The 23,893-nt window shown below is 57.6% G+C and carries 21 protein-coding genes and 1 pseudogene; 15 read left to right on the forward strand and 7 right to left on the reverse strand.

What is annotated here, in order from left to right; genetic code table 11:
• The 3 genes and pseudogenes from IEV54_RS02445 to rluB form a co-directional block, all read left to right on the forward strand.
• The gene (locus tag IEV54_RS02445) at positions 1 to 789 is read left to right on the forward strand and encodes a segregation and condensation protein A (protein ID WP_263363759.1); all 789 of its coding nucleotides are present in this window, start codon (positions 1 to 3) and stop codon (positions 787 to 789) included.
• A complete protein-coding gene (gene scpB / locus IEV54_RS02450; protein WP_150277404.1) occupies positions 764 to 1,552 on the forward strand; it encodes an SMC-Scp complex subunit ScpB in 789 nt (262 codons plus the stop codon). Before IEV54_RS02445 ends, scpB begins: the two co-directional genes overlap by 26 nt.
• 77 nt (positions 1,553 to 1,629) lie before the next feature.
• Positions 1,630 to 2,502, forward strand: a pseudogene (gene rluB / locus IEV54_RS02455) (23S rRNA pseudouridine(2605) synthase RluB); the annotation flags it as partial.
• A 16-nt stretch (positions 2,503 to 2,518) separates the two neighbouring features.
• Here rluB and IEV54_RS02460 read toward each other — a convergent pair.
• From IEV54_RS02460 to IEV54_RS02480, 5 genes are all read right to left on the reverse strand, one after another.
• Positions 2,519 to 3,448 (reverse strand): GGDEF domain-containing protein, encoded by a 930-nt coding sequence (locus IEV54_RS02460; protein ID WP_150277402.1) that lies wholly within the window; start codon positions 3,446 to 3,448, stop codon positions 2,519 to 2,521.
• Positions 3,449 to 3,635: 187 nt separating this feature from the next.
• Positions 3,636 to 4,376, reverse strand: a complete 741-nt coding sequence (locus tag IEV54_RS02465) for a YciK family oxidoreductase (protein ID WP_150277401.1) — start codon at positions 4,374 to 4,376, stop codon at positions 3,636 to 3,638.
• On the reverse strand, positions 4,369 to 5,049 hold the full coding sequence (locus tag IEV54_RS02470) for an HAD family hydrolase (protein ID WP_150277400.1): 681 nt from the start codon (positions 5,047 to 5,049) through the stop codon (positions 4,369 to 4,371). Before IEV54_RS02470 ends, IEV54_RS02465 begins: the two co-directional genes overlap by 8 nt.
• Before the next feature lie 4 nt (positions 5,050 to 5,053).
• Positions 5,054 to 5,752, reverse strand: coding sequence for a bifunctional 2-polyprenyl-6-hydroxyphenol methylase/3-demethylubiquinol 3-O-methyltransferase UbiG (gene ubiG / locus IEV54_RS02475; RefSeq protein WP_150277399.1), 699 nt, complete (start codon positions 5,750 to 5,752; stop codon positions 5,054 to 5,056).
• Positions 5,745 to 7,085 carry a TRZ/ATZ family hydrolase gene (locus IEV54_RS02480; protein ID WP_150277398.1) on the reverse strand — a complete coding sequence of 447 codons (1,341 nt, stop codon included), beginning with the start codon at positions 7,083 to 7,085 and terminating at the stop codon, positions 5,745 to 5,747. The genes ubiG and IEV54_RS02480 overlap by 8 nt, the downstream gene beginning before the upstream one ends.
• A 126-nt stretch (positions 7,086 to 7,211) precedes the next feature.
• Here IEV54_RS02480 and mtnA point away from each other — a divergent pair, with 126 nt between their 5' ends.
• The 12 genes from mtnA to pyrF all read left to right on the forward strand — a co-directional run bounded on the left by mtnA (position 7,212) and on the right by pyrF (position 22,287).
• Positions 7,212 to 8,291, forward strand: a complete 1,080-nt coding sequence (mtnA, locus tag IEV54_RS02485) for an S-methyl-5-thioribose-1-phosphate isomerase (RefSeq protein ID WP_150277397.1) — start codon at positions 7,212 to 7,214, stop codon at positions 8,289 to 8,291.
• Positions 8,292 to 8,523: 232 nt separating this feature from the next.
• Positions 8,524 to 11,172: a DNA gyrase subunit A gene (gene gyrA / locus IEV54_RS02490; RefSeq protein WP_150277396.1), complete on the forward strand. Its 2,649-nt coding sequence runs from the start codon at positions 8,524 to 8,526 to the stop codon at positions 11,170 to 11,172.
• An 8-nt stretch (positions 11,173 to 11,180) separates the two neighbouring features.
• Positions 11,181 to 12,266 (forward strand): 3-phosphoserine/phosphohydroxythreonine transaminase, encoded by a 1,086-nt coding sequence (gene serC, locus IEV54_RS02495; protein WP_150277395.1) that lies wholly within the window; start codon positions 11,181 to 11,183, stop codon positions 12,264 to 12,266.
• Between the two features lie 5 nt (positions 12,267 to 12,271).
• Complete coding sequence (pheA, locus tag IEV54_RS02500; RefSeq protein WP_150277394.1) at positions 12,272 to 13,369, forward strand: prephenate dehydratase; 1,098 nt, start codon at positions 12,272 to 12,274, stop codon at positions 13,367 to 13,369.
• A gap of 91 nt (positions 13,370 to 13,460) precedes the next feature.
• Positions 13,461 to 14,573, forward strand: coding sequence for a histidinol-phosphate transaminase (gene hisC, locus IEV54_RS02505; RefSeq protein ID WP_150277393.1), 1,113 nt, complete (start codon positions 13,461 to 13,463; stop codon positions 14,571 to 14,573).
• Entirely contained in the window at positions 14,566 to 16,809 is a 2,244-nt protein-coding gene (locus tag IEV54_RS02510) for a bifunctional prephenate dehydrogenase/3-phosphoshikimate 1-carboxyvinyltransferase (protein ID WP_150277392.1), read from the forward strand. The genes hisC and IEV54_RS02510 overlap by 8 nt, the downstream gene beginning before the upstream one ends.
• Positions 16,806 to 17,498 (forward strand): (d)CMP kinase, encoded by a 693-nt coding sequence (gene cmk, locus IEV54_RS02515; RefSeq protein WP_223825426.1) that lies wholly within the window; start codon positions 16,806 to 16,808, stop codon positions 17,496 to 17,498. The genes IEV54_RS02510 and cmk overlap by 4 nt, the downstream gene beginning before the upstream one ends.
• A 156-nt stretch (positions 17,499 to 17,654) precedes the next feature.
• Positions 17,655 to 19,337 (forward strand): 30S ribosomal protein S1, encoded by a 1,683-nt coding sequence (rpsA, locus tag IEV54_RS02520; RefSeq protein ID WP_150277391.1) that lies wholly within the window; start codon positions 17,655 to 17,657, stop codon positions 19,335 to 19,337.
• A gap of 373 nt (positions 19,338 to 19,710) precedes the next feature.
• Positions 19,711 to 20,004 (forward strand): integration host factor subunit beta, encoded by a 294-nt coding sequence (gene ihfB, locus IEV54_RS02525; RefSeq protein ID WP_150277390.1) that lies wholly within the window; start codon positions 19,711 to 19,713, stop codon positions 20,002 to 20,004.
• A gap of 67 nt (positions 20,005 to 20,071) precedes the next feature.
• Positions 20,072 to 20,371 carry a lipopolysaccharide assembly protein LapA domain-containing protein gene (locus IEV54_RS02530; RefSeq protein ID WP_150277389.1) on the forward strand — a complete coding sequence of 100 codons (300 nt, stop codon included), beginning with the start codon at positions 20,072 to 20,074 and terminating at the stop codon, positions 20,369 to 20,371.
• Positions 20,372 to 20,376: 5 nt separating this feature from the next.
• Complete coding sequence (lapB, locus tag IEV54_RS02535) at positions 20,377 to 21,564, forward strand: lipopolysaccharide assembly protein LapB (RefSeq protein ID WP_150277388.1); 1,188 nt, start codon at positions 20,377 to 20,379, stop codon at positions 21,562 to 21,564.
• 18 nt (positions 21,565 to 21,582) lie between these two features.
• Complete coding sequence (gene pyrF / locus IEV54_RS02540; protein ID WP_150277387.1) at positions 21,583 to 22,287, forward strand: orotidine-5'-phosphate decarboxylase; 705 nt, start codon at positions 21,583 to 21,585, stop codon at positions 22,285 to 22,287.
• Between the two features lie 22 nt (positions 22,288 to 22,309).
• On the opposite strand, the gene IEV54_RS02545 is transcribed toward pyrF, so the two are convergent.
• Positions 22,310 to 23,179, reverse strand: a complete 870-nt coding sequence (locus IEV54_RS02545) for a DUF6279 family lipoprotein (protein WP_150277386.1) — start codon at positions 23,177 to 23,179, stop codon at positions 22,310 to 22,312.
• A 92-nt stretch (positions 23,180 to 23,271) separates the two neighbouring features.
• The gene (locus IEV54_RS02550; RefSeq protein ID WP_223825425.1) at positions 23,272 to 23,784 is read right to left on the reverse strand and encodes an anti-virulence regulator CigR family protein; all 513 of its coding nucleotides are present in this window, start codon (positions 23,782 to 23,784) and stop codon (positions 23,272 to 23,274) included.
• Positions 23,785 to 23,893: the final 109 nt, after the last annotated feature.

Consider the following 23,893-nt stretch of genomic DNA (forward strand, 5'->3'; position numbering starts at 1 on the left):
ATGCCCTTTGCCATGGTGCATGGCAAGGCAGTCACTGAAATGCCCCAGGACCTCTACATCCCGCCCGAGGCCCTGGAGGTTTTTCTCGAAGCCTTTGAAGGTCCTCTTGATCTTTTGCTTTATCTGATTCGTCGCCAGAATATCGACATCCTGGAAATCCCTGTTGCCGAGATTACCAAGCAGTACATGGGGTATGTCGAGTTGATGAAGGTGGTGCGTCTTGAGCTGGCCGCCGAATATCTGGTGATGGCGGCGATGCTGGCCGAGATCAAGTCACGCATGCTGCTGCCCAGGCATGCAGAGGACGAAGACGAAGAGCATGATCCTCGTGCCGAGCTGATCCGCCGACTGCAGGAATACGAGCGCTTCAAGCAGGCCGCCGAAGACATTGATGGCCTCAGCCGAGTCGGCCGTGATACTGCTGTGGCCAGCGCAGAGGCGCCCCAGGTGCAGAACCGCCGGGCTCATCCGGAGGTGGATATGCAGGAGCTGCTACTGGCACTGTCGGAAGTGTTGCGCCGTGCCGACATGTTTGAAAGCCACCAGGTTACCCGTGAAATTCTCTCAACGCGTGAACGTATGGCCGAAGTGCTGGACCGGTTGCGTGGTCAGCAATTTGTTCCTTTCGTCAGCCTGTTCACAGCCGGGGAGGGTAAGCTGGGCGTGGTGGTTACTTTTATGGCGGTGCTCGAGCTGGTCAAGGAGCAGCTGATCGATCTGGTCCAGGGTGATGCCTTTTCACCCATACACGTGAAAGTGCGAGGTGACGATGTCCCAGCCGACGATTGAGCAGATAGTGGAAGCGGCCTTGCTTGCCGCTGGTCGCCCGCTGAGTCTTGAGCGCCTGCGCGAACTCTTCGATGAGGGCCGTGAGCCTGGGTTGGATGAGCTGCGTAGCGCGCTGGCCAGCTTGGCCAGCCATTATGAAGGCCGCAGTATCGAGCTGCGCGAGGTTGCCAGCGGCTGGCGTCTGCAGGTGCGCGAATCCTTTTCTCCCTGGGTCAGCAGGCTCTGGGAGGAAAGACCCCAGCGCTATTCCCGGGCAATGCTGGAAACCCTGGCCCTGATTGCCTATCGCCAGCCCATTACCCGCGGGGAAATCGAGGACGTCCGGGGTGTGGCGGTCAGCAGCCATATCGTCAAGACTTTGCTCGAACGTGAGTGGGTGCGCATAGTCGGGCATCGCGATGTACCCGGTCGTCCGGCCATGTATGCAACCACCCGCCAGTTTCTTGATCATTTCAATCTGCGTAGTCTCAGCGAACTGCCGCCCCTGGCGGAGATACGCGATCTCGACCAGATGGAGCCGGAGCTCGGTTTGCAGGACGAAGGAGCCGGCGCGGATCAGGATGAGACTGCTCCATGGATGCCTTTCGAGCCGCTTCAGCCGCTGGATCGTGAAGCAGCAGAAACCGGCTTCCACGCGCTGATGGCCGAGCTGGGTTCCATGGAATCGAATATCAAGACCGATTTCGATGATTTGCGACCCGATGAGTTGAGCCCCGGTGATGGGGGCGGTGATGAGGGCTACGAGGGCGACGAAGGGCGCTGACAATCGGCTGGTCGACTACCTGTCGCGGTGTTAAGATTACCGGTCACGATTTACCATTACACCGGGAGGTGCCCAGCATGACAGACCAACCCTCAAACCCCGTTACCGGGGAAAAGCTGCAGAAGGTTCTTGCCCGCGTCGGGCTTGGCTCGCGGCGCGAAATCGAATCCTGGATAGAAGGCGGACGGATCAGCGTCAACGGGCAGATTGCCAGCCTCGGCTGCCGAGTCGATAGCCTGGATCAGATTCTGGTAGATGGTCGCCCGGTCAAGCGCGACATCGCCAATGAAGAAGCCCGTCGCGTTATGCTCTACAACAAGCCCGAAGGCGAGGTATGCACCCGCGATGACCCTGAGGGCCGCCCCACCGTTTTTGACCGCCTGCCACGCCTGAAGCATGGTCGCTGGATCAATATCGGTCGTCTGGATATCAATACTTCGGGACTGCTGCTGTTCACTACCGATGGCGAGCTGGCTAACCGGCTGATGCATCCCTCTTATCAGATGGATCGCGAGTACGCGGTGCGGGTGATGGGCGAAGTCGATGATGAGATGATTGAACGCCTGAAGACCGGAGTCATGCTGGATGATGGCCCGGCACGCTTTACGGACATTGTTGCCTCGGGCGGGGAGGGTATCAATCGCTGGTACCACGTCTGTTTGATGGAAGGCCGTAATCGCGAGGTGCGCCGCCTGTGGGAGTCTCAGGGTATGCGGGTCAACCGCCTCAAGCGCGTACGTTTCGGGCCGGTTTTTCTTGGTCCTGAACTACCTGTAGGTCGCTGGCGGGAAATGAAGCAAAACGAAATTGATGCGCTCAGCCAGGAAGTCGGACTGGAGGCGATTGCATTGCCGGCGATGAAAACCAGCGATAAAGAGAAGATGCAGCGCATGGCCCGCAAGCCATCAATGCACCAGGCTCGTACCGTACGTCGCACCAAGGTACCCCACGGCAGGAAATAACGTGTTACTGCGCTGCGATCCGGTTACGGCCGGCTCGCTTGGCGCAGTACATAAGCTTGTCACAGCGATCCAGAATCTCCCGAATGCCTTCATCCGGCCGGCGGGTAGCGACGCCCAGACTGGCTGTTATTGGAATCGAAATACCATCAGTCTGAAACTGCATTTCCTCGATAGCGCAGCGGATACGCTCGGCAACCATTCGGGCTTCATTGGCTGCGGTGTCACCCAGCAGGATCACAAACTCCTCACCGCCCATGCGAAATATGTCGTCGGCGCCGCGCAGGCAATTGCGTATGCAATTGACTACCGCCTTGAGCGCGTCATCTCCGCACGCATGGCCATATTGATCATTGATCTGCTTGAAGTAATCGATATCCAGCACCAGCAGGGAAAGGGTCGAGCGATTTCTGATTGAAAGCCTTACCTCGCGATCCAGGGCGCGGTCCATTGCCAGGCGATTGCCCACCCCGGTCAGACTATCGTTGTGCGCGCAGTAAACCGCTTCGCGGTAAAGGAGTGCATTGCGCAGCGGATAGAGCAGGTTACCCAGCAGGGTTTCCAGTGTTTTCAGATGGGCTTCGGTGAAGCGCTTTTTCCGGCCGAACTGGATCTCACCCAAAAAGCTGCCTTCATGGGTCATCCGGTAGCTGCAGCGATGCAGACTCGGTTGCCCGATGCGGTGGTGAAGGTTTCTTCCTTCGAGCCGGTAATCCAGGCAGTCAAGGCCAAGATAGGCACGGAGTTCCTGGAAGAAAAGTTCGAGAATGCGATCAAGCTCCAGCGATGTTTGCAGACTCTGTGTGAGCTTGTCCTGTACCGCTGCGAGGCTGATAAGGTTGGTTTGTGCGGGCAAGACTGCGACAGTGCTCGCGTTCTCGCTCAACTTGAGGCGGGCAGAATCAAAATCTATGGTATTACCCTGGGTCAGAGTCATGTGCAGTCCTGCGCGCCGGTATTGGGGTTATCCGAACTAATGCAGGTTGCGTGCCACTAATAAAAACTGTATTTAAAACAAATTCTTGTAGAATTTCTTGGTCTTTTCTGCAGGCTGTGCGGCAGAAAATTGCCGCACAGTAACAGGGGCTGGGCAGTGCGATGCCACACCAATGTCAAAATGCTGGCTATTGGGCGTCAAGCGCCTGTCCGTTGGTGTTCTTACTGTCAGGTCCGAGCAGATACAGAAACGCCGGCATGATCTCTGATGGCTCGGGATTCTTTTCCGGTGGCTCTCCGGGATACGCAGCCTTGCGCATAGAGGTACGCGTTGCCCCAGGGTTGAGGCTGTTGACGCGGATCGCGCTGGTACCCTCCTGCTCGTCGGCGAGCACTTGCATAAGCCCCTCAATGGCAAATTTGCTCACCGCATAAGGCCCCCAGTAAGCCTTGCCCTTGCGCCCCACACTGGAGGATACGCAGACCACCGAAGCATCTGTGGATTGACGCAACAAAGGCATCATTGCCTTGGTCAGCAGGAAGGGCGCATTCACATTGACCTGCATCAGCTGCAGCCAGGCCTCGGCCTTGACGTTGTCCAGCATGGTTCGTGGACCCAGTAGCGCCGCATTATGTACCAGGCCATCAAGCTTGCCGAAGGTGTCGAACAGCTGATCGGCCAGATCCTGATAATCCTTCTCGAGTGCCGTTTCCAGATTCAGCGGGCACATGGCCGGCCGTGGATAGCCGGCTGCTTCTATCTCGTCGTATACCGCTTCGAGCTTGGAGGGAGTTCGGCCGATGAGCACGACAGTTGCGCCATGGGCGGCGCAGCTGAGCGCGCAGGCGCGGCCGATCCCGTCTCCGGCCCCGGTAACCAGGATAACGCGATCGACGAGTAGGTTCTGAGGGGCTTTGTAATCAAACATCGGGAGTCTCCTGGATGCGTCTGGTCTGAAGCCATGGGCGTAGTTCAGCGGGGGATTGGATGCTGTATGTGGCTTGCCACGAAGCTGGATTCTGATCCGGAGGGATGTAGCCATATAGTGCGGCTACCGTCGCCATCCCGGCGGCGCGGCCGGCCTGGATATCACGCAGGTGATCACCGACGAAGACCGAGTGCTGCGGATCGGTACGCATGTCCCGGCATGCCTTGAGCAGTGACTCGGGATGCGGTTTGCCCTGGATGACATGGTCGGGACAGACCAGACTGCAGCAGCGATTACCCAGCCCCATGGCTTCAAGCAACGGGGTGCTGAAGCGACTGAGTTTGTTGGTCACGACGCCCCAGGGAAGATTCTCGGCTTCCAGCCACGCAAGGAGTTCAGCAACGCCTGGATAAAGACGGGCATGGGCGGCCAGGTCGCGCTCGTAGCGCAGCAGGAACTCGCTGCGCAGATCCTTCATTTGCGGGTCATCGGCTTCGATCGCATAAGCTGCGGCCAGCATGCCGGCTGATCCGTCGGATACCCGGTTGCGAACCAGCGCATCGTCCACGGCAGTCAGGCCGGCCTCGCTGCGCATGGCGCAAACAATAGCCATGAAATCATCAGCGGTATCGATCAGCGTGCCGTCCAGATCAAAGAGAACACTGGTCAGCATGCGCTCACAGACTCCGCTGTGTGTGGATCATGTAGTTCACGTCGACATTCTGCTCGAGCTTGTAGATCTTCGTCAGCGGGTTGTAGGTCAGTCCGATGATGTCCTGCATATCCAGACCTGCTTCACGCGACCAGCCTCCGAGTTCGGCGGGCTTGATGAATTTGGCGAATTCGTGGGTGCCCCGCGGCAGCAGCTTGAGAATGTATTCGGCCCCTACAATGGCAAACACAAATGACTTGGGGTTGCGATTGATCGTGGAGAAAAAGACATGTCCGCCTGGCTTGACCAGCGTAGCGCAGGCACGGATGACCGAGCTGGGGTCCGGCACATGTTCAAGCATTTCCAGGCAGGTAACGATATCGAAACGTTCCGGATATGCTTCTGCCATCTGCTCGGCAGTTGTCTGCTGGTAGTCCACTTCCACGCCCGACTCCAGCTGATGCAGCCGGGCTACGGCGAGCGGCGCTTCGCCCATGTCGATGCCGGTCACCTTGGCGCCACGCAAGGCCATGGCTTCGGCGAGAATGCCACCGCCGCAGCCCACATCGAGGATTTCCATGCCGGCCAGACCGACTTTCTGCTCGATCCAGTTGGTGCGCAGTGGGTTGATCTGATGCAGCGGCTTGAACTCGCTATTGCGGTCCCACCAGCGGCTGGCCAGGGCTTCGAACTTGGCAATTTCGGCGCGATCGACGTTAAGCATGATCTTCATCCCTCTCTAGAATCTGTTGTGACCACTGTTTGACGGCGGCGAGCAGCCCGTCCTGATCGGGCAGTATGAGCTGGCCGGCGTTGACTTTTTCGCGACCGGCCACCCAGACATGGGCTACCTGGCTGGCGTTGCAGGTGTAGAGCAGTTGAGAAACCGGATGGTAAACCGGCTGATGGATCAGGGCAGAGAGATCGACTGCCGCAATATCCGCCGATTTGCCGACCTCCAGCGATCCAGTGTCCTCGGCAATACCCATTGCCAGCGCGCCACCCATGGTAGCCATATGCAAGGCCTGATGGGCGGTGAGGGCGGTGGACAGGCCGGTGCTGCTCTTGGCCAGCAGAGAGGCGGTGCGCATTTCACCAAACATGTCCAGATCGTTGTTGCTGGCCGCACCGTCGGTACCCAGGGCTACATTCACGCCGGCATCAATCAGCCGCTGCACGGGACAGACGCCACTGGCCAGCTTCATGTTCGATTCAGGGCAGTGAATCACCGAAACGCCATGATTGATCAGCAGCTCGAGATCTTCATCGTTGATCTGGGTCATGTGCACCGCTTGCATTCTCGGATTCAGCAATCCCAGCGTTTTGAGGCGCTGCAATGGTCGTTGACTGCCCTGGGCAAGAGCATCTGATACTTCCCCTGCTGTCTCGTGAACATGCATGTGTACCGGCATTTCCAGTTCGTCGGCGAGCATCCGTACGTTCGCCAGCGTGGTGTCACCCACCGTGTAGGGGGAGTGGGGGCCGAATGCGACATTTATCAGCGAGTTGTGCTGCAACTCGTCGCGCAGCTTCAGTCCTTTGGCGGTTGCTTCTGCGCTGTCCCGCGCCCCTGGAATCGGATTGTCAATCACCGGGAAGGCCAGCTGCGCCCGTATGCCCGCCTCGATGGCCGCCTCTGCAGCAACCTCAGGGTGAAAGTACATGTCGGCGAAGCAGGTTGTACCGCCGCGCAGCATCTCGGCGATGGCGAGTCGGGTGCCCAGGCGGATGAAGTCCTGGTTGACCCAACGAGCTTCGGCCGGCCAGATGTGCTCCTGCAGCCAGGTCATCAGTGGAAGATCGTCAGCCAGGCCCCGAAATAGGCTCATCGCGGCGTGACCATGGGCGTTTATCAGGCCCGGTATGAGCACGTGGCCCGGCAGTTCACGCCGCACTCTGGCCTGCACGTTGGCGGCCTGGGTGCGGGTAATGATGCCGACAATGCGGCCCTCATTCACGGCCAGGGCGTGCTCTGCCAGTACAGTGCCTGCGGGGATCACAGGCACTATCCAGCTCGGCAGAATCAGCAGGTCTATCTGCTCGGGTAGGGGTGTCATGGGGAGTTCGTCTTGGATCATGCCGGGCAGTATAGCGTCTGCCTGATCCGAGGTGCAGCGGCTTTTCATTTCCATGTTCGTCAGCAGGTGGCGGCCGCAGGTATAATGGCGTTTTGGGAGTTATTCATGCAGCGAGCCGTTCATACCGATGTTGCCGACAGTTTCAGCGCGCTGGCCTGGCACAACGATGCCCTGCGGCTGCTGGACCAGCGTCTGCTGCCGGGACGCGAGGAGTATGTCGACTGCACCGACGCCGCACAGGTGGCAGCGGCTATTGGAGACATGCTGGTGCGTGGCGCGCCGGCAATCGGGATCGCCGGTGCCTACGGCATAGCGCTGCAGGCCCGGGCCATAGGTAGTAGTGATGACTGGACAGCCGCGCTGGCAGAGGCATTTGAAATGCTTGAAGCGGCCCGGCCGACTGCGGTGAATCTGTCCTGGGCGCTTAAGATGATGCGCGACCGGCTGGCCCGACTGGCCCCGCACGCTGATGTGCCCGCGCGCTTGCTGGAGGCGGCACAATCGATCCATCAAAGTGATCTTGAGGCCAACCTGACGATGGCCAAGTTGGGGATGCAGCTGATCCGCAAGCATCACAAAACCCCGCAGAATATACTTACCCATTGCAACACGGGGGCATTGGCCACCGGCGGCTATGGCACGGCCCTCGGCGTTATACGTGCAGCTCAGGCTGCTGGCCTGGTGGATACCGTTTTCGTCGACGAAACCCGGCCCTGGCTTCAGGGTTCACGTCTGACTGCCTGGGAGTTGCAGCGCGAGGGTATCCAAGCCTGCGTGCACGTGGATGCCGCTGCTGGCCATCTGATGAAGACCCGTGATATCACCTGGGTCATCGTCGGAGCGGACCGGATCGCTGCCAACGGCGATGTAATCAACAAGATTGGTACCTATGCGCTTTCCATTCTGGCGATGCACCATGGTTTGCGCTTCATGGTCGTTGCCCCCAGTTCCAGTATCGACATGGCACTGGAAAACGCCGACGAGGTGGTGATCGAAGAGCGTTCTGCCGACGAGCTGTTTGTCCTGGGTGGTCAAACCGTCGATGCCGGTATACCAGCTTTCAATCCGGTGTTTGACGTCACACCCGCTGACCTCATCGACGTTATCGTGACCGAAAAAGGCATTGTCGAACGGCCTGATGCCAAAAAACTGGCTGATCTGATGAGTCACAGACACCTGCACTAGTCTTTCTGACAGAGTTTACGGCGTTGAAGTGGGAGAGAGTCCCCGGGGAGAGTCTTTCGGCTCCCTCCGCAGCCCGCCCTGTGGTATTCTATCGGGCTTTAATCGGCCCGCCGGGCTTGGCTGTTGAATTGCTGCAACAAAAGCCTTTCAGCGGCCCTGCGGGGCCTTCAAGTGCGCTGAACAATTGCTATGGGCATCGTCACGTTGCCGACAATAAAAGGAATGCCGTTTCATGGGTGAACTGGCCAAAGAAATCCTTCCAGTCAATATCGAAGATGAGCTGAAACAGTCCTACCTCGATTACGCGATGAGCGTCATCGTCGGTCGGGCGTTGCCGGACGTGCGTGACGGCCTCAAGCCTGTCCACCGTCGGGTGCTGTTCGCCATGAGCGAGCTGAAGAATGACTGGAACAAGCCCTACAAGAAATCGGCCCGTGTGGTCGGTGATGTTATCGGTAAATATCACCCGCACGGCGACTCTGCGGTGTACGACACCATCGTACGTATGGCTCAGCCTTTCTCGCTGCGCTATCTGCTGGTAGACGGACAGGGTAACTTCGGGTCGGTCGATGGCGATAATGCGGCAGCGATGCGTTATACCGAAATCCGCATGACCAAGTTGGCCCATGAGTTGCTGGCTGACCTGGACAAGGAAACCGTCGACTGGGTACCCAACTACGACGGTACCGAACAGATCCCCGCCGTTTTGCCGACCAAGGTGCCAAACCTGCTGGTCAACGGTTCCAGCGGTATCGCAGTGGGCATGGCAACCAATATTCCGCCGCATAACCTGACCGAAGTGATCAATGGCTGTCTGGCGCTGATCGAAAATCCGGACATGACCATCGATGAGCTGATGGAATATATCCCGGGGCCCGATTTTCCGACTGCAGCCATCATCAACGGCCGTGCCGGCATCGTTGAGGCCTATAACACTGGTCGCGGGCGTATCTATGTGCGTGCCCGCTGCACCATCGAGGATATCGACAAAGTCGGCGGTCGCCAGCAGATCATCATCCATGAGCTGCCATACCAGCTGAACAAGGCGCGATTGATCGAGAAAATTGCCGAGCTGGTCAAGGAAAAGAAGATCGAAGGTATCACCGAGCTGCGTGACGAGTCCGACAAGGATGGCATGCGCGTGGTGATCGAGATTCGCCGGGGCGATGTCGCCGAGGTTGTACTTAATAATCTTTACAGCCAGACCCAGATGCAGAATGTATTCGGCATCAATATCGTCGGTCTGCTGGATGGTCAGCCACGCATTCTAAACCTGAAAGAGCTGCTTGATGCCTTTATAAGGCACCGCCGGGAAGTGGTAACCCGACGTACTGTCTACGAGCTGCGCAAGGCACGTGAGCGCGGGCACATTCTCGAAGGCCAGGCCGTCGCACTGACCAATATCGATCCGGTCATCGCTCTGATCAAGGCGTCCGCGACCTCTGGTGAGGCCAAGGAGCGACTGATCGCCAACCCCTGGGAGCCAGGTGCGGTAATCGAGATGGTCGAACGTGCCGGTGCCGATGCCTGCCGCCCGGATGGTCTGGATGAGCAGTTCGGTCTGCGCGATGGAAAGTATTACCTGTCTCCCGACCAGGCTCAGGCGATTCTTGACCTGCGTCTGCACCGTCTGACTGGGCTTGAGCACGAGAAGCTGCTGGACGAGTATCAGGAGATCCTGACTCAGATCGGTGAGTTGCTGCGCATCCTCAACAGCCAGGAGCGCTTGATGGAGGTCATCGTCGAAGAGCTGGAACTGATTCGCACCAACTTTGGCGATGCGAGGCGTACTGAAATCCTCGCCTCGCGCCTGGATCTGTCACTGGCGGACCTGATCACCGAAGAAGAGCGCGTGGTGACCATCTCCCATGGTGGCTATGCCAAGAGTCAGCCGCTGGCGGACTATCAAGCGCAGCGCCGGGGTGGCCGCGGCAAGGCGGCAACCGGCGTCAAGGATGAGGACTACGTGTCCCACCTGCTGGTTGCCCACAGCCATACCACGTTGTTGCTGTTCTCCAGCAAGGGCAAGGTTTACTGGCTCAAGACCTACGAGATTCCAGAGGCTTCGCGTACAGCGCGCGGTCGTCCGCTGGTCAACCTGCTGCCGCTGGACGACGGCGAGTTCATCAGTGCGATGTTACCGGTCGACGAATATACCGAAGGCTGGTTCATCTTCATGGCCACTGCCAACGGTACAGTCAAGAAGACCCCGCTGGAGCAGTTCAGTCGCCAGCGCAGCGTGGGTTTGATTGCCCTGGATCTGGACGAGGGTGACAAGCTGATTTCCGCTGCCATTACCGACGGCGAGCGCGAAGTGATGCTGTTCTCCGATGGCGGCAAGGTAACCCGCTTCAAGGAAACCGATGTGCGTGCCATGGGCCGTACAGCCCGCGGTGTACGCGGTATGCGATTGGCGGGCGATCAGAAATTGATTTCGATGATTATTGTCGAGGAAGGCTCGCAGATTCTGACCGCTTCTGCCCGGGGCTATGGCAAGCGTACTGCTGTTGAGGAATTTCCACAGTACAAGCGTGGCGGCCAAGGCGTGATTGCGATGGTCAGTAACGAGCGCAATGGCCCTCTGGTCGGTGCAGTGCAGGTCGTCGATGGTGAGGAAATCATGTTGATTTCCGACCAGGGCACGCTGGTACGCACACGCGTTGCTGAAGTATCCAGTCTGTCGCGAAACACTCAGGGTGTGACGCTGATCAAAGTAGCCAGTGATGAAAAGCTGGTGGGTCTGGAGCGCATTCAGGAACCGTCGGAATCGGAAGAGGACATTCTGGACAGTGACGACGATATCGAAGGCGCGGTAGTCGCTGATGACGAACCTGCCGGTCCGGCTGATGATTCTGAAGTAACCGATGATGATCAGGAGTAAAAGCTGACGTGAGCAATCGACTGTTCAATTTCTGCGCCGGCCCGGCCGCGCTGCCTGAAGCGGTATTACAGCAGGCCCAGACCGAGCTGCTTGACTGGCAGGGCAAGGGACTTTCCGTCATGGAAATGAGCCATCGCAGCGAAGAATTCACCAGCGTTGCCGAGACGGCCGAACAGGACCTGCGTGACCTGCTGAACATACCGAGCAATTACCGGGTGTTGTTTCTGCAGGGCGGCGCGAGCCAGCAGTTTGCCCAGATCCCGCTGAATTTCATGCCGGAAGATGGCAGTGCAGACTACATCGATACCGGTATCTGGTCGGCCAAGGCAATCGAAGAGGCCGCTCGTTTCGGTCACGTCAATGTTGCAGCCAGCGCAAAAGCGCACGACTACTTTGCGATTCCCGGCCAGAACGACTGGCAGCTGTCTGACGCTGCGTCCTACGTGCATTACACGCCGAATGAGACGATCGGCGGTCTGGAGTTCGGCTGGATCCCCGAAGTGGGTGACACACCGCTGATCGCCGATATGTCCTCGACGATTCTGTCGCGTCCGCTGGACGTGTCGAAGTTCGGGATGATCTACGCCGGCGCGCAGAAGAATATCGGGCCCAGTGGTCTGGTCGTGGTGATCGTGCGTGAGGATCTGCTCGGTGCAGCACGCGCCAGTTGCCCCACCATGCTCGATTACGCGGTGGCAGCGAAAAACGGATCCATGTACAACACGCCGCCAACCTTCGGCTGGTATCTGGCAGGTCTGATTTTTAAATGGCTCAAGGAGCAAGGCGGTCTGGAGGCGATGGAGCGGATAAACAAGGTTAAGCAACAGACCTTGTATCGGGCGATCGACAATAGTGAGCTGTACAGCAACCCCATCAATCCGGCAGATCGTTCCTGGATGAACGTTCCATTCCGTCTGGCTGATGACCGCCTCGACAAGCTCTTTCTGGCCGGCGCCGAAGAGCGCGGGCTGCTTAATCTCAAGGGCCATCGTTCCGTTGGTGGGATGCGCGCGTCGATATATAACGCCGTTACCCAGCAGGCGGTCGATGCGTTGGTGGCCTACATGGCCGAGTTCGAAAAGCAACAGGGTTGATTGGCATGTCCGACGAAGACCAACTCAAAGCGCTCCGCAAGCGTATCGATTCGCTCGATGAAAAAATTCTCGAACTGATCAGCGAACGTGCCCAGTGCGCGCAGACCGTTGCTCAGGTCAAGCAGAAGTCGCTGCCAGCGGGCATCGAGCCTGTGTTCTACCGTCCTGAGCGCGAGGCCTGGGTGTTAAAGCACATCATGGAGCTGAACAAGGGGCCGCTCGACAACGAAGAGATGGCCCGTCTGTTCCGTGAGATCATGTCTGCCTGTCTGGCGCTTGAACAACCGCTCAAGGTCGCTTATCTGGGGCCGGAAGGGACCTTTACCCAGGCGGCGGCAATCAAGCATTTCGGTCACTCGGTGGTCAGCGTGCCGATGGCGGCGATCGATGAGATTTTCCGCGAAGTGGCGGCTGGGGCTGTGCAATTTGGTGTAGTGCCGGTGGAAAATTCCACAGAGGGCGCGATCAATCACACCCTGGATAGCTTCCTCGAGCACGATATGGTGATCTGCGGTGAGGTCGAGCTGCGCATTCATCACCACCTGCTGGTGGGTGAAAACACCAAGACTGACAAGATTTCCCGTGTTTACTCCCACGCCCAGTCCCTTGCCCAGTGCCGCAAGTGGCTGGACGCACACTATCCGAATGTCGAGCGCGTTGCGGTCGCCAGTAATGCGGAAGCCGCCAAGCGGGTCAAAGGTGAGTGGAACTCAGCTGCCATCGCCGGTGATATGGCATGCGAGCTCTACGGCTTGAGCAAGATCGCCGAAAAAATCGAGGATCGGCCGGACAATTCGACTCGTTTCCTGATTATCGGTAGCCAGATGGTGCCGCCCACCGGCGACGACAAGACCTCGGTCATTGTCTCCATGCGCAACAAGCCCGGTGCATTGCACCATCTGCTTCAGCCATTCCACAACAACGGTGTGGATCTGTCACGGATCGAAACCCGACCGTCGCGCAGCGGCAAATGGACCTACGTATTCTTCATCGACTTCTTCGGCCACCAGCACGACCCGCTGATCAAGGACGCTCTGGAGAAGATCAACGACGAATCCGTGGCACTCAAGGTGCTCGGGTCTTATCCGAAGGCGGTACTCTGAATCCACAGCGACAAGCTGCAAGCGGCAAGCTGCAAGTAACGGCAGTCTGGAGCGGCTTGTGGCTTGCAGCTTATAGCTTGAGGCTTGTGTCATGACCTGCGATTTCCTTGCCCTGGCTCAGCCGGGCGTACAAAAGCTGTCTCCTTACGTGCCAGGCAAGCCTGTGGAAGAGCTGGCCCGGGAATTCGGGCTGCGTCCAGATGATATCGTCAAGCTGGCCAGTAACGAGAATCCACTCGGGCCTAGCCCCATGGCGATTGCCGCCATTCAAGCCGTGCTACCCGACATGACTCGCTACCCCGACGGCAATGGTTTTGCGCTTAAGCAGGCGCTCTCGCAGCGCCTGGGCGTGACTCCAACAATGATCACTCTGGGTAATGGTTCCAACGATATTCTCGAGCTGATCACCCGCGCCTTTGTAGGGCCTCAGCACGAGGTGGTTTTCAGTGAGCACGCATTCGCAGTTTATCCGATTGTCACCCAGGCGGTGGGCGCGCAGGCAGTTGTCGTGCCCGCGACCAACTGGGGTCACGATCTGGACGCCATGGCTGCGGCAATCACAGCGAAAACCCGGCTGGTATTTGTCGCCAACCCAAACAATCCCACGGGCACCTGGATCGAGAAGGGCGAGCTGGAACGCTTTCTTGCCAGGGTGCCGGAACAGGTTATTGTGGTACTCGACGAGGCCTACACCGAGTACGTCGAAACCACCGACGTACCCAACGGCCTGGATTATCTGAAACAGTATCCCAATCTTCTGGTGTCACGGACCTTTTCCAAGGCTTATGGCCTTGCGGCCCTGCGCGTGGGTTATGGCATCTGCCAGCCGGCGATCGCTGATGCCATGAATCGTGTCCGTCAGCCATTCAATGTCAACAGTCTGGCCCAGGCTGCAGCGCTGGCGACCCTGGAAGATGATGCCTATCTGGCCGAGAGCCGCCGCATCAATCGTGAGGGTATGGCGCAGTTGGAGGCCGGTTTCACAGCACTGAAACTCCAATGGATTCCTTCGCGCGGTAACTTTATCGCGGTTGATCTGGGTCGTGAGGCCGCTCCAGTATTTCAGGAGCTGCTGCGCCAAGGCGTGATTGTACGTCCGGTGGCCAATTACGGCATGCCGGACCACTTGCGTGTTTCCATTGGCTTGCCGGCAGAGAATCAGCGCTTTCTCGATGTGCTGAAGCAGGTTCTGTTGAATGGATGATCTTGAACAACGGTCATATACAACCGGCAAGCTCGGGCGCCTGACCGTAGTTGGTCTGGGTCTTATCGGTGGATCCTTTGCCAAGGGAATGCGTGAATCTGGCCTGTGTGGCGAAGTCATTGGCTATGATGCAGATCCTGTGGCACGCAATCTCGCTGTACCCCTGGGTGTCGTGGACGGTGTCGCCGCCGACCTTGAAGGCGCGGTAGAGGGAGCTGATGTGATCCTCCTGGCGGTGCCAATTCTGGCCATGGAAAAAGTACTGGCGCAGTTGGCACAGATGAGCCTTGGGCAGGCAGTGATTACTGATGTTGGTAGCACCAAGGGCGCAGTGGTAGATGCAGTGGTCAAGGCATTTGGTGCGGTGCCTGCCAATTTCGTGCCTGGCCATCCGATTGCTGGATCCGAGCGCAGCGGCGTGGAGGCGGCAAATGCAGAGCTGTTTCAGCGCCACAAGGTTATTCTGACGCCACTGGAAGGAACGGATCCGGTGGCTCTGGAGCAGGTGAGCGGGCTCTGGCAGGTCCTCGGTGCCGATGTGGAGCACATGGCGTTAGCCGACCATGATGAGGTGCTGGCTGCGACCAGTCACCTGCCTCATCTTTTGGCGTTTTCGCTGGTCGATACCTTGGCATCGCGTAGCGAGAATCTCGAGATTTTCCGTTACGCAGCGGGTGGGTTCCGCGACTTTACCCGAATCGCTGCAAGCGACCCGACCATGTGGCGGGATATCTTTCTCGCCAATCAGGACGCCGTGTTGCGCAGTCTCGACGCCTTTACCCGGGATCTGGCGCGTGTGCGCACGGCAATAGAAGAGGGGGACGCTACAGCATTGCTGGGCGTCTTTACCCGGGCCAAATCAGCCCGCGAACATTTCAGCAATATTCTGGCCCGCAGGGCCTATGTGGAACCTATGCAGACTCAATCCGTCAATTTTATCGCCAGCCCCGGTGGCTGCGTTCAAGGTACTATCCGCGTCCCCGGCGACAAGTCGATTTCCCACCGCTCGATCATGCTCGGCTCGCTCGCCGAGGGAGTCACCCATGTAGAGGGTTTCCTCGAAGGTGAGGACAGCCTGGCCACGCTTCAGGCGTTCCGTGATATGGGAGTTGTCATAGAAGGCCCGGACCATGGCAGGGTGACCATCAATGGGGTGGGTCTGCAGGGGCTGCAGGCTCCTCCGGGCCCACTTTATGTGGGTAACTCCGGCACCTCCATGCGGTTGCTCTCGGGCCTGCTGGCGGGCCAGCAGTTCGATACCATTTTGACCGGTGATATTTCACTATCCAATCGTCCGATGGGCAGAGTAGCCAAACCCTTGAGGGAAATGGGCGCACGCATCGAGACTGGGGAAGACGGTCGTCCGCCATTGCATATCCAGGGTGACAGTCGGCTGGTCGGTATGGATTACAGCATGCCCATGGCCAGCGCGCAGGTTAAGTCCTGCCTGTTGCTGGCGGGTCTCTACGCTTCGGGTCGTACTTCGGTAACCGAGCCTGCTCCAACCCGCGACCACACCGAGCGCATGCTCAAGGGGTTTGGTTATCCAATAGCGGTCGATGGTGCCACCGTTACCATTGAACCTGGCCACAAACTCACGGCCTGCAAGATCGATGTGCCGGCGGATATTTCCTCGGCAGCCTTTTTCATGGTGGCGGCGAGCATTGCCGAAGGCTCAAATCTGCTGCTCGAGCACGTCGGCATCAACCCGACCCGCATCGGCGTGATCAATATCCTGCGCGAGATGGGCGGCGATATCACCCTGGAGAACGAGCGTGAAGTCGGCGGTGAACCCGTTGCTGATATTCGAATTCGTTCGGCGGCGCTGAAGGGTATCGATATCCCGGTAGATCAGGTGCCGTTGGCTATCGATGAATTCCCCGTACTGTTCATCGCTGCCGCCTGCGCCGAGGGCCGCACGATCCTGCGCGGCGCCGAGGAGCTGCGAGTCAAGGAGTCCGACCGCATCCAGGTTATGGCCGATGGTTTGCAGACATTGGGCATCAAGGCAGAGCCGACACACGACGGCATTATTATTGATGGCGGTCAGATGCAGGGCGGCTCGGTTGCAAGTCATGGCGATCACCGCATCGCGATGTCATTCAGTGTTGCCTCGCTCAGGGCGCAGCACGATATTCAGATCACGGATTGCGCCAATGTGGCGACATCATTCCCGGGCTTCGTGGAGCTGGCCAGTTCGGTCGGCATCAAGGTTCGGCTAGAGGAGGGCGCGTGACAGATCAAGCCATACCGGTCATCACCATCGATGGGCCTGGCGGTTCCGGCAAGGGAACAATCGCCGGTTTGCTGGCAGCGAAGTTAGGATGGAACCTGCTCGATTCAGGTGCCCTTTACCGATTGCTGGCCTTTGCGGCGCAGAATCACGGCGTGGACCTGACCAATGAAGAGTCGCTTAAGACTCTGGCCGCTCACCTGGATGTGCAGTTTCTGGCCGACAGCGGCAATCGCGAGCAGCGGATCATTCTCGAGGGCGAGGAGGTAACACGGGCCATCCGTACCGAATCCATGGGTACTGGAGCCTCCCAGGTAGCATCGATTCCGGTGGTGCGCGAAGCATTGCTGCAGCGCCAGCACGCCTTCCGCGAGGCGCCCGGCCTGGTAGCGGATGGTCGTGACATGGGTACAGTAGTCTTCACCGATGCCGATCTGAAGATCTTTCTGACCGCCAGCCCGCACATCCGGGCCGAGCGGCGCCACAAGCAGTTGCTCGAAAAGGGTGAAGCTGCTAATCTGGCGAGTCTTCTCGATGAGATTTTGGCCCGGGATGAGCGGGATATGAGTCGCAGCGTGGCGCCCTTGCGTCCGGCTGACGATGCAATCGTGCTTGATTCGACCAGTCTGTCGATTGAAGAAGTACTTGAAAAGGTTCTGACGGAAGCGCGCAAACGCGACCTGCAGGGCTGATCAGGGCATCCGCTGCCGGAAAACCAGCCTGGCCGGCAACGGGCATTTAATAATCAACCCACATCAGCTGGTGATGTGGCGGGTATGTTGGCTGCAGGGCGCGCGAAGCAAGCGGCCAGGCGGTTACTGCCTTTATAACCATTTACAGGATTCCAAATGAGCGAAAGCTTTGCCGAACTTTTTGAAGAAAGTCTAGTCTCCCTCGACATGCAGCCGGGTTCTATCATCACCGGTATCATCGTGGACATCGACTCCGATTGGGTCACAGTTCACGCTGGCCTGAAGTCTGAAGGTGTCATCCCCCGTGAGCAGTTCCTGAACGATCAGGGCGAGCTGACGATCAAGGTGGGTGATGAGGTTCACGTTGCACTGGAAGCCGTCGAAGACGGTTTCGGTGAAACCAAACTCTCCCGCGAGAAGGCCAAGCGTGCCGAATCCTGGAAAGTCCTCGAAGCAGCTTTCGCCGCAGAAGAAATCGTCAAGGGTGTTATCAACGGCAAGGTCAAAGGTGGCTTTACCGTCGACGTCAACACCATCCGCGCGTTCCTGCCGGGCTCTCTGGTCGATGTCCGCCCTGTGCGCGACACCACGCACCTGGAAGGCAAGGAACTGGAATTCAAGGTCATCAAGCTTGACCAGAAGCGCAACAATGTTGTCGTTTCCCGTCGCGCCGTCCTCGAAGCCGAGAACAGTGCCGAGCGTGAAGCCCTGCTGGAAACCCTGCAGGAAGGCCAGGTTGTCAAGGGTATCGTCAAGAACCTCACAGATTACGGCGCATTCGTCGATCTGGGCGGCGTAGACGGCCTGCTGCACATCACCGACATGGCTTGGAAGCGTATCAAGCATCCTTCCGAAATCGTCAATGTTGGCGACGAGATCGACGTCAAGGTGCTGAAGTTCGACCGCGAGCGCAATCGCGTTTCCCTGGGTCTGAAGCAGCTGGGTGAAGATCCATGGGTCGCCATCACCGGTCGTTACCCTGAAGGTACTCGTGTTACCGCCAAGGTCACCAACCTCACCGACTACGGCTGCTTCGCCGAGCTGGAAGAGGGTGTTGAAGGCCTGGTACACGTATCCGAAATGGATTGGACCAACAAGAACATCCATCCTTCCAAGGTCGTGCAGGTTGGCGATGAAGTGGAAGTCATGGTTCTGGATATCGACGAAGATCGTCGTCGTATCTCCCTGGGCATCAAGCAGTGCAAGATGAACCCGTGGGAAGAGTTCTCCAGCAAGTTCAACAAAGGCGACAAGATTTCCGGCTCCATCAAGTCGATCACCGATTTCGGTATCTTCATTGGTCTGGACGGCGGCATCGACGGTCTGGTTCACCTGTCCGACATCTCCTGGAACGAAGCTGGCGAAGAAGCCGTACGCCGTTTCAAGAAGGGCGACGAGATCGAGACTGTCATCCTGTCGGTTGATCCCGAGCGTGAGCGCATCTCCCTGGGTATCAAGCAGCTGGAAGACGATCCGTTCTCCAACTTCGCTTCCCTGAACGAGAAAGGCACCATCCTCAACGGTATCGTCAAGGAAGTTGACGCCAAGGGCGCCATCATCACGCTGGCCGAAGAAATCGAAGGCACACTGAAAGCCTCCGAGATCAGCCGTGACCGCGTTGAAGATGCACGTAACGTCCTGAACGTTGGCGACGAAGTCGAAGCCAAGATCATCAGCATCGATCGCAAGAGCCGCGTGATCAGCCTGTCGATCAAGGCGAAAGACGTTGAAGACGAGAAAGAAGCGATTCAGGGCCTGCGTCAGCAGGAAATGACCGCTTCCGGTCCGACCACCATCGGTGATCTGATCAAGCAGCAGATGGAAAACAAGAACAACTGATCCACGTTCTTGTAGTTCCTGAAAAGGGCGACTTCGGTCGCCCTTTTTTGTGCCCGCAAATCAGCCGCAAGCTGCAAGCTACAAGCTACAAGCTACAAGCTACAAGCCACAAGCCACAAGCTACAAGCTACAAGCTAGAAGCTAGAAGCAATCCGAGTCTGGCTCGTTTCGAGTGAGAGACATAACTCCGTAGAGCCCGCCATTCATGAGAAGTTCTTGCCGACCATAAGCTCATCTGACTGCAGGAACTGCTTGCCGCTTGCCGCTTGGAGCTTGCCGCTTGGCGGCTCGGGTCTTACAGCTTGCCGCTAGGTCCCAAGCATGGTAAAACCGAGTAAAAGGTGATCTAGCCGCTTGATAAAAAAGGAAAATCATGACCAAGTCGGAGTTGATCGAGCGCATAGTCGAGCAGCAGGGACAGTTATCAGCCAAGGATGTCGAATTGGCGATCAAGACCATGCTGGAGCATATGTCTCAGGCACTTGCTACCGGGGAGCGGATAGAGATCCGCGGCTTTGGCAGCTTTTCCCTGCATTACCGCGCCCCGCGAGTCGGCCGCAACCCCAAGACAGGCGACTCTGTCGAGCTCGATGGCAAGTATGTCCCGCATTTCAAGCCTGGCAAGGAGCTGCGTGACCGGGTCAACGAGTCACTGCAGATGGCCTGAAGCGGTATCTCACGCGCCTGGCACTAGGCTATACTGCCCAGATGTGAACGGACTGGAGTAGTGTGGTATGCAATGGCTCAAGCGCGCGGTGCTAATAATTTTTCTTTTGCTCGTCGCACTGGCAACGCTGGATTTTGTTCTGGAAAATCAACAGAGCACTCAACTTCAGTTTCTCGAGCTGCATTCTCCCGCCATGCCCCTATCCCTGTTTGTGATTATTGCCTTTATCCTCGGCAGCTTGCTGGGCGTGTTCATCGGCTGGCTGATCACCACGCGTCTGCGCCTAAAACTGATGGTGCAAAGCAACGAGCTAAACCGCTATCGCAAGGAAGTCGACAAGCTACGCACCCAGGCAATCAAAGGCTGATATTCATGCAGGAACTGATGTTCCTCGGGCTCTTCGTACTGGCTCTTGGTATTGGCTGGTTCCTGGGTCGTCGGGAAGCAATCAAGGTCGGCTTCATGGTTCAGCCACACGGCAGTGCTCTGGACCGCCAATACTTCATTGGGCTTAATTACCTGCTTAACGAGCAGCCGGACGAGGCCATCGAGACCTTCATCCGCGCCCTGGAAGTGAATCCCGAAACGGTGGAAACCCATATTGCGATCGGTAAGCTGTTTTGCCAACGCGGCGATGTGGAGCGCGCGATCAAGGTCCACCAGAATCTGCTTGCCCGTCCCAATCTGAGTCGTCACCAGGCTGATAACGTACAGCTGGAGCTGGCTCGTGATTATCTGGCAGTAGGGATGCACAACCGTTCTGAGCGTCTTCTGGAAGAACTGGTTGAAAACGGCTCACCGTTGAGGGCTGAGGCGCTGGTAGATCTGGTCAAGGTATACGAGCGTGAGCATGAATGGTCTCAAGCGACCGTGGTCGGCGAGAAGCTGGTTCGTGAGCGAGCGGAATTCGCGGTTACCCTGGCTCACTATTATTGCGAGATGGCGCTTGAGCCGATTCGCCAGCAGGAGGTTTCCCAGGCGCGCAAATACCTTCAGAATGCACTCAGGGCTGATTCGGGATGTATCCGTGCCTATCTGCTACTGACGGAGCTTGAGCAGAGCCAGGGCAAGCACAGGGAGGCTGCCAATTATCTGCAGCGCCTTGCAGTGACCGATTCCGACATGGTGCCAGAAGCCTTGTCGCTTGCCAGGAGTGGCGCTGATAATGGCGTCCTCAATCTGGGTGAATATCTGGATGCAGCGATAGATCGTGGGCCGCCGATGATTGATACCGTTCTGGCCCGGGCTGATGATATGCGACCTACTGCCAGTATCAGCGACGTCAGTCGTTTCGTTCTACAGCATATACAGAGCCAGCCCTCATTGCGGGGGCTCATGTATCTGATTGATCTGCATCTGGATCACGTGGACGCCAAGGGGAAGGAGAATTTGCTGATTCTGCGCGGTGTCGTCGAAGCCCTGGTGCGCGAAAAGCATCGCTACCGGTGTACTTCATGCGGATTTCTGGCCAAGCGTTTGCACTGGCAGTGTCCGACATGCCATGGCTGGTCCACGATCAGACCTCTCAAGGGTCATGAAACAGCGAAACAGCATCACTAATTTCTACAGGAACGATACATGCCCTGCGATACCCCGGTAATAGTAGCCCTGGACTTTCCCGAAGCCGCTTCAGCCATTGCCATGGCTGAACAACTTGATCCTGCCAAATGCCGCCTCAAGGTGGGCAAAGAGCTTTTTACCAGCAGCGGACCAGCTGTTATCGAGCAATTACACCAACGTGGCTTTGAGGTCTTTCTGGATCTCAAGTTTCATGACATCCCCAACACAACAGCCAGTGCGGTCAGGGCAGCGGCGGACCTGGGCGTATGGATGGTCAATGTCCACGCTGGCGGCGGCCGACGCATGATGAATGCCTGCACAGAAATCCTGCACTCCAGGGAGGGACATCGGCCACTGTTGATAGCGGTCACTGTGCTGACGAGTCTCGAACAGGAGGACCTGCAGGAAGTCGGAGTAGATATAGAGCCAATGGTGCAGGTGCAGCGTCTAGGTCGCCTGGCTCAGGAATGTGGCCTAGACGGTCTGGTGTGCTCCGCGCGCGAATCCAGGGCGCTACGCGGGGCGCTGGGTGATGATCTGTTGCTGGTGACCCCGGGCATTCGGCCCTCGGATGCAAGCGCTGACGATCAGAAGCGAATTGTTACACCCGCTCAGGCGATGACCAATGGCAGCAGCTTTCTGGTAATTGGTCGACCCATTACCCGTGCGGCAGCGCCTGCCCAGGCGTTGGACAGGATATTGGCGGAGCTGCAGCAGGCTTGACGGTCCTGGTATCTACCAAGCGTCATGCTTTAGTACATTGCAAAGCTTCCATATCAGCTCGCAGGGTCGAGAAACGCTTGGTTAGATGCTGTTTTTGCTTGTCGCTAGCCAGGTTCATGAGATCAGCCAGAAGGCGTGCGCCCTGTTCCTGATTGATGTCGGCGATCCGCCCATATCTGTCGATCCAGAACTGCTCACGTTCAATCAGCAGCTCTGTTATCTGTTGATCGAATTCCGGCTTGCCGCGGTTTTCCACTGCAGTCAGAAAGGCGTTTTGCCAGGCGAGTCGATTGTCGAGCCAGATGCTGCTATGTCCCTGTAGCTGGTCAGCCCAGTCGGAGAGTCTGGCATATTGTTGTTTGTCGAGCGGACCCAGCCAGTCTTCCAGACGTTCCTGCGCCCGGTCTACGCGTTCGCGATGCTGTGTTGTCAGGTCTGGTTCAACGTACTTTTCTACCAGTTCCGCGTGTTTTTTCTGCAGGTTGGCTTTGAGTTCTTCGACCTGCCGGGCGTCGAGCTGGCGAAGCAATCCTGATACGGTGGGTGCGATCTCTGTCAGGAGTCTGTCCACGGCCGTTTCGATCCGCGGTAATCCTTGTGAGAGCATGGAGGAGTCGAGTTGCTCGTCACGCAGACTGGTCTCGAGATGGTCGAGCAGCGGCAGATAGCGGGGGAGCTCAACGCTGCAGTGCCACGCAAGCTGCTCTTGGGTGCGGGCTCGCAGCCAGCGCTTCTGATCCCCGGTTAGTGATATGTAATCGCTCACTTTCCAGTTGATCAGCCAGTCCAGGTTGTTGTACGCAAGCCTGCTGGCGCTACAGGCTGCCAGTAGGGTGAGGCAAGCAACAAGTACAAGCGTCTTGAGAAATGAAAAACAGCACCGGTTGAACATGAGACTTCCCGTTATGGCTCCCGGACAGAATAGTGGCTTCAATCCGGGCGCGCTCCGGGAAAGTGTTTCTTTTCCAGTCTGAGGGGCAAGGGCTAACGCAAAATACTGTCGATGATGGTTTCGATAATACCGGTAGTGGTGTTGATCAGCACTGCATCGGTACCCACTTGTCGCCAGTCATAACCGGGATAACTCGGTAGTCTGGATTGCACGCGGGAATCAAACTTCTTGGCAATGCCGGGGGGCAGTGGTTTGCCACGGGCCAGATTCTTGCGTATGCCAGGAGGCAACGAATCGTCAGCGCTAACGTAGTCCCGCTGATCGCGGAATATTTCGCGGATGACCGCTTCCTCGATAGTGATGTTTCGGGTTTCAGGTGTTGCGTTGCTACCGTTGCGTGACTGGTAACGATCGTCGTCACGCTCATGATTCTTGTGGTCTTTTTTGTCCTTGCGATAGTCCTTTTCAGCATGTTGATCATGTTTGCCCGGATGACCGTCGGGCTTTCCGCGGTTCTCGGGGGGCTGTGCGCCAATGCTCATAGAGCCAAAGCCCAGGGCCAGCGTCATCAAGGTGACGGTAATGCGGGGAGGTCCGTTTTTCATGTGTTTCTCCTGTTCAAGTGTAAGACAGCGATTTGGCCTTTCAGTTCATAGTTGCTCTGGACGCGCCCTGCTTGTATATGTCGCACCGGGACTGGCCTTGCATAAGGGC

It is taken from the genome of Halopseudomonas salina (assembly GCF_014637955.1).
GTDB classification, from domain to species: domain Bacteria; phylum Pseudomonadota; class Gammaproteobacteria; order Pseudomonadales; family Pseudomonadaceae; genus Halopseudomonas; species Halopseudomonas salina.

Bases quoted from the DNA above. Each gene is read 5' to 3' on its own strand.
- IEV54_RS02445 (WP_263363759.1), top strand. From the start codon at position 1: ATGCCCTTTGCCATGGTGCATGGCAAGGCAGTCACTGAAATGCCCCAG.
- IEV54_RS02460 (WP_150277402.1), bottom strand. From the start codon at position 3,448: ATGACTCTGACCCAGGGTAATACCATAGATTTTGATTCTGCCCGCCTC.
- IEV54_RS02465 (WP_150277401.1), bottom strand. From the start codon at position 4,376: ATGTTTGATTACAAAGCCCCTCAGAACCTACTCGTCGATCGCGTTATC.
- IEV54_RS02470 (WP_150277400.1), bottom strand. From the start codon at position 5,049: ATGCTGACCAGTGTTCTCTTTGATCTGGACGGCACGCTGATCGATACC.
- ubiG (WP_150277399.1), bottom strand. From the start codon at position 5,752: ATGCTTAACGTCGATCGCGCCGAAATTGCCAAGTTCGAAGCCCTGGCC.
- IEV54_RS02480 (WP_150277398.1), bottom strand. From the start codon at position 7,085: ATGACACCCCTACCCGAGCAGATAGACCTGCTGATTCTGCCGAGCTGG.
- mtnA (WP_150277397.1), top strand. From the start codon at position 7,212: ATGCAGCGAGCCGTTCATACCGATGTTGCCGACAGTTTCAGCGCGCTG.
- gyrA (WP_150277396.1), top strand. From the start codon at position 8,524: ATGGGTGAACTGGCCAAAGAAATCCTTCCAGTCAATATCGAAGATGAG.
- pheA (WP_150277394.1), top strand. From the start codon at position 12,272: ATGTCCGACGAAGACCAACTCAAAGCGCTCCGCAAGCGTATCGATTCG.
- hisC (WP_150277393.1), top strand. From the start codon at position 13,461: ATGACCTGCGATTTCCTTGCCCTGGCTCAGCCGGGCGTACAAAAGCTG.
- IEV54_RS02510 (WP_150277392.1), top strand. From the start codon at position 14,566: ATGGATGATCTTGAACAACGGTCATATACAACCGGCAAGCTCGGGCGC.
- rpsA (WP_150277391.1), top strand. From the start codon at position 17,655: ATGAGCGAAAGCTTTGCCGAACTTTTTGAAGAAAGTCTAGTCTCCCTC.
- ihfB (WP_150277390.1), top strand. From the start codon at position 19,711: ATGACCAAGTCGGAGTTGATCGAGCGCATAGTCGAGCAGCAGGGACAG.
- IEV54_RS02530 (WP_150277389.1), top strand. From the start codon at position 20,072: ATGCAATGGCTCAAGCGCGCGGTGCTAATAATTTTTCTTTTGCTCGTC.
- lapB (WP_150277388.1), top strand. From the start codon at position 20,377: ATGCAGGAACTGATGTTCCTCGGGCTCTTCGTACTGGCTCTTGGTATT.
- pyrF (WP_150277387.1), top strand. From the start codon at position 21,583: ATGCCCTGCGATACCCCGGTAATAGTAGCCCTGGACTTTCCCGAAGCC.
- IEV54_RS02545 (WP_150277386.1), bottom strand. From the start codon at position 23,179: ATGTTCAACCGGTGCTGTTTTTCATTTCTCAAGACGCTTGTACTTGTT.
- IEV54_RS02550 (WP_223825425.1), bottom strand. From the start codon at position 23,784: ATGAAAAACGGACCTCCCCGCATTACCGTCACCTTGATGACGCTGGCC.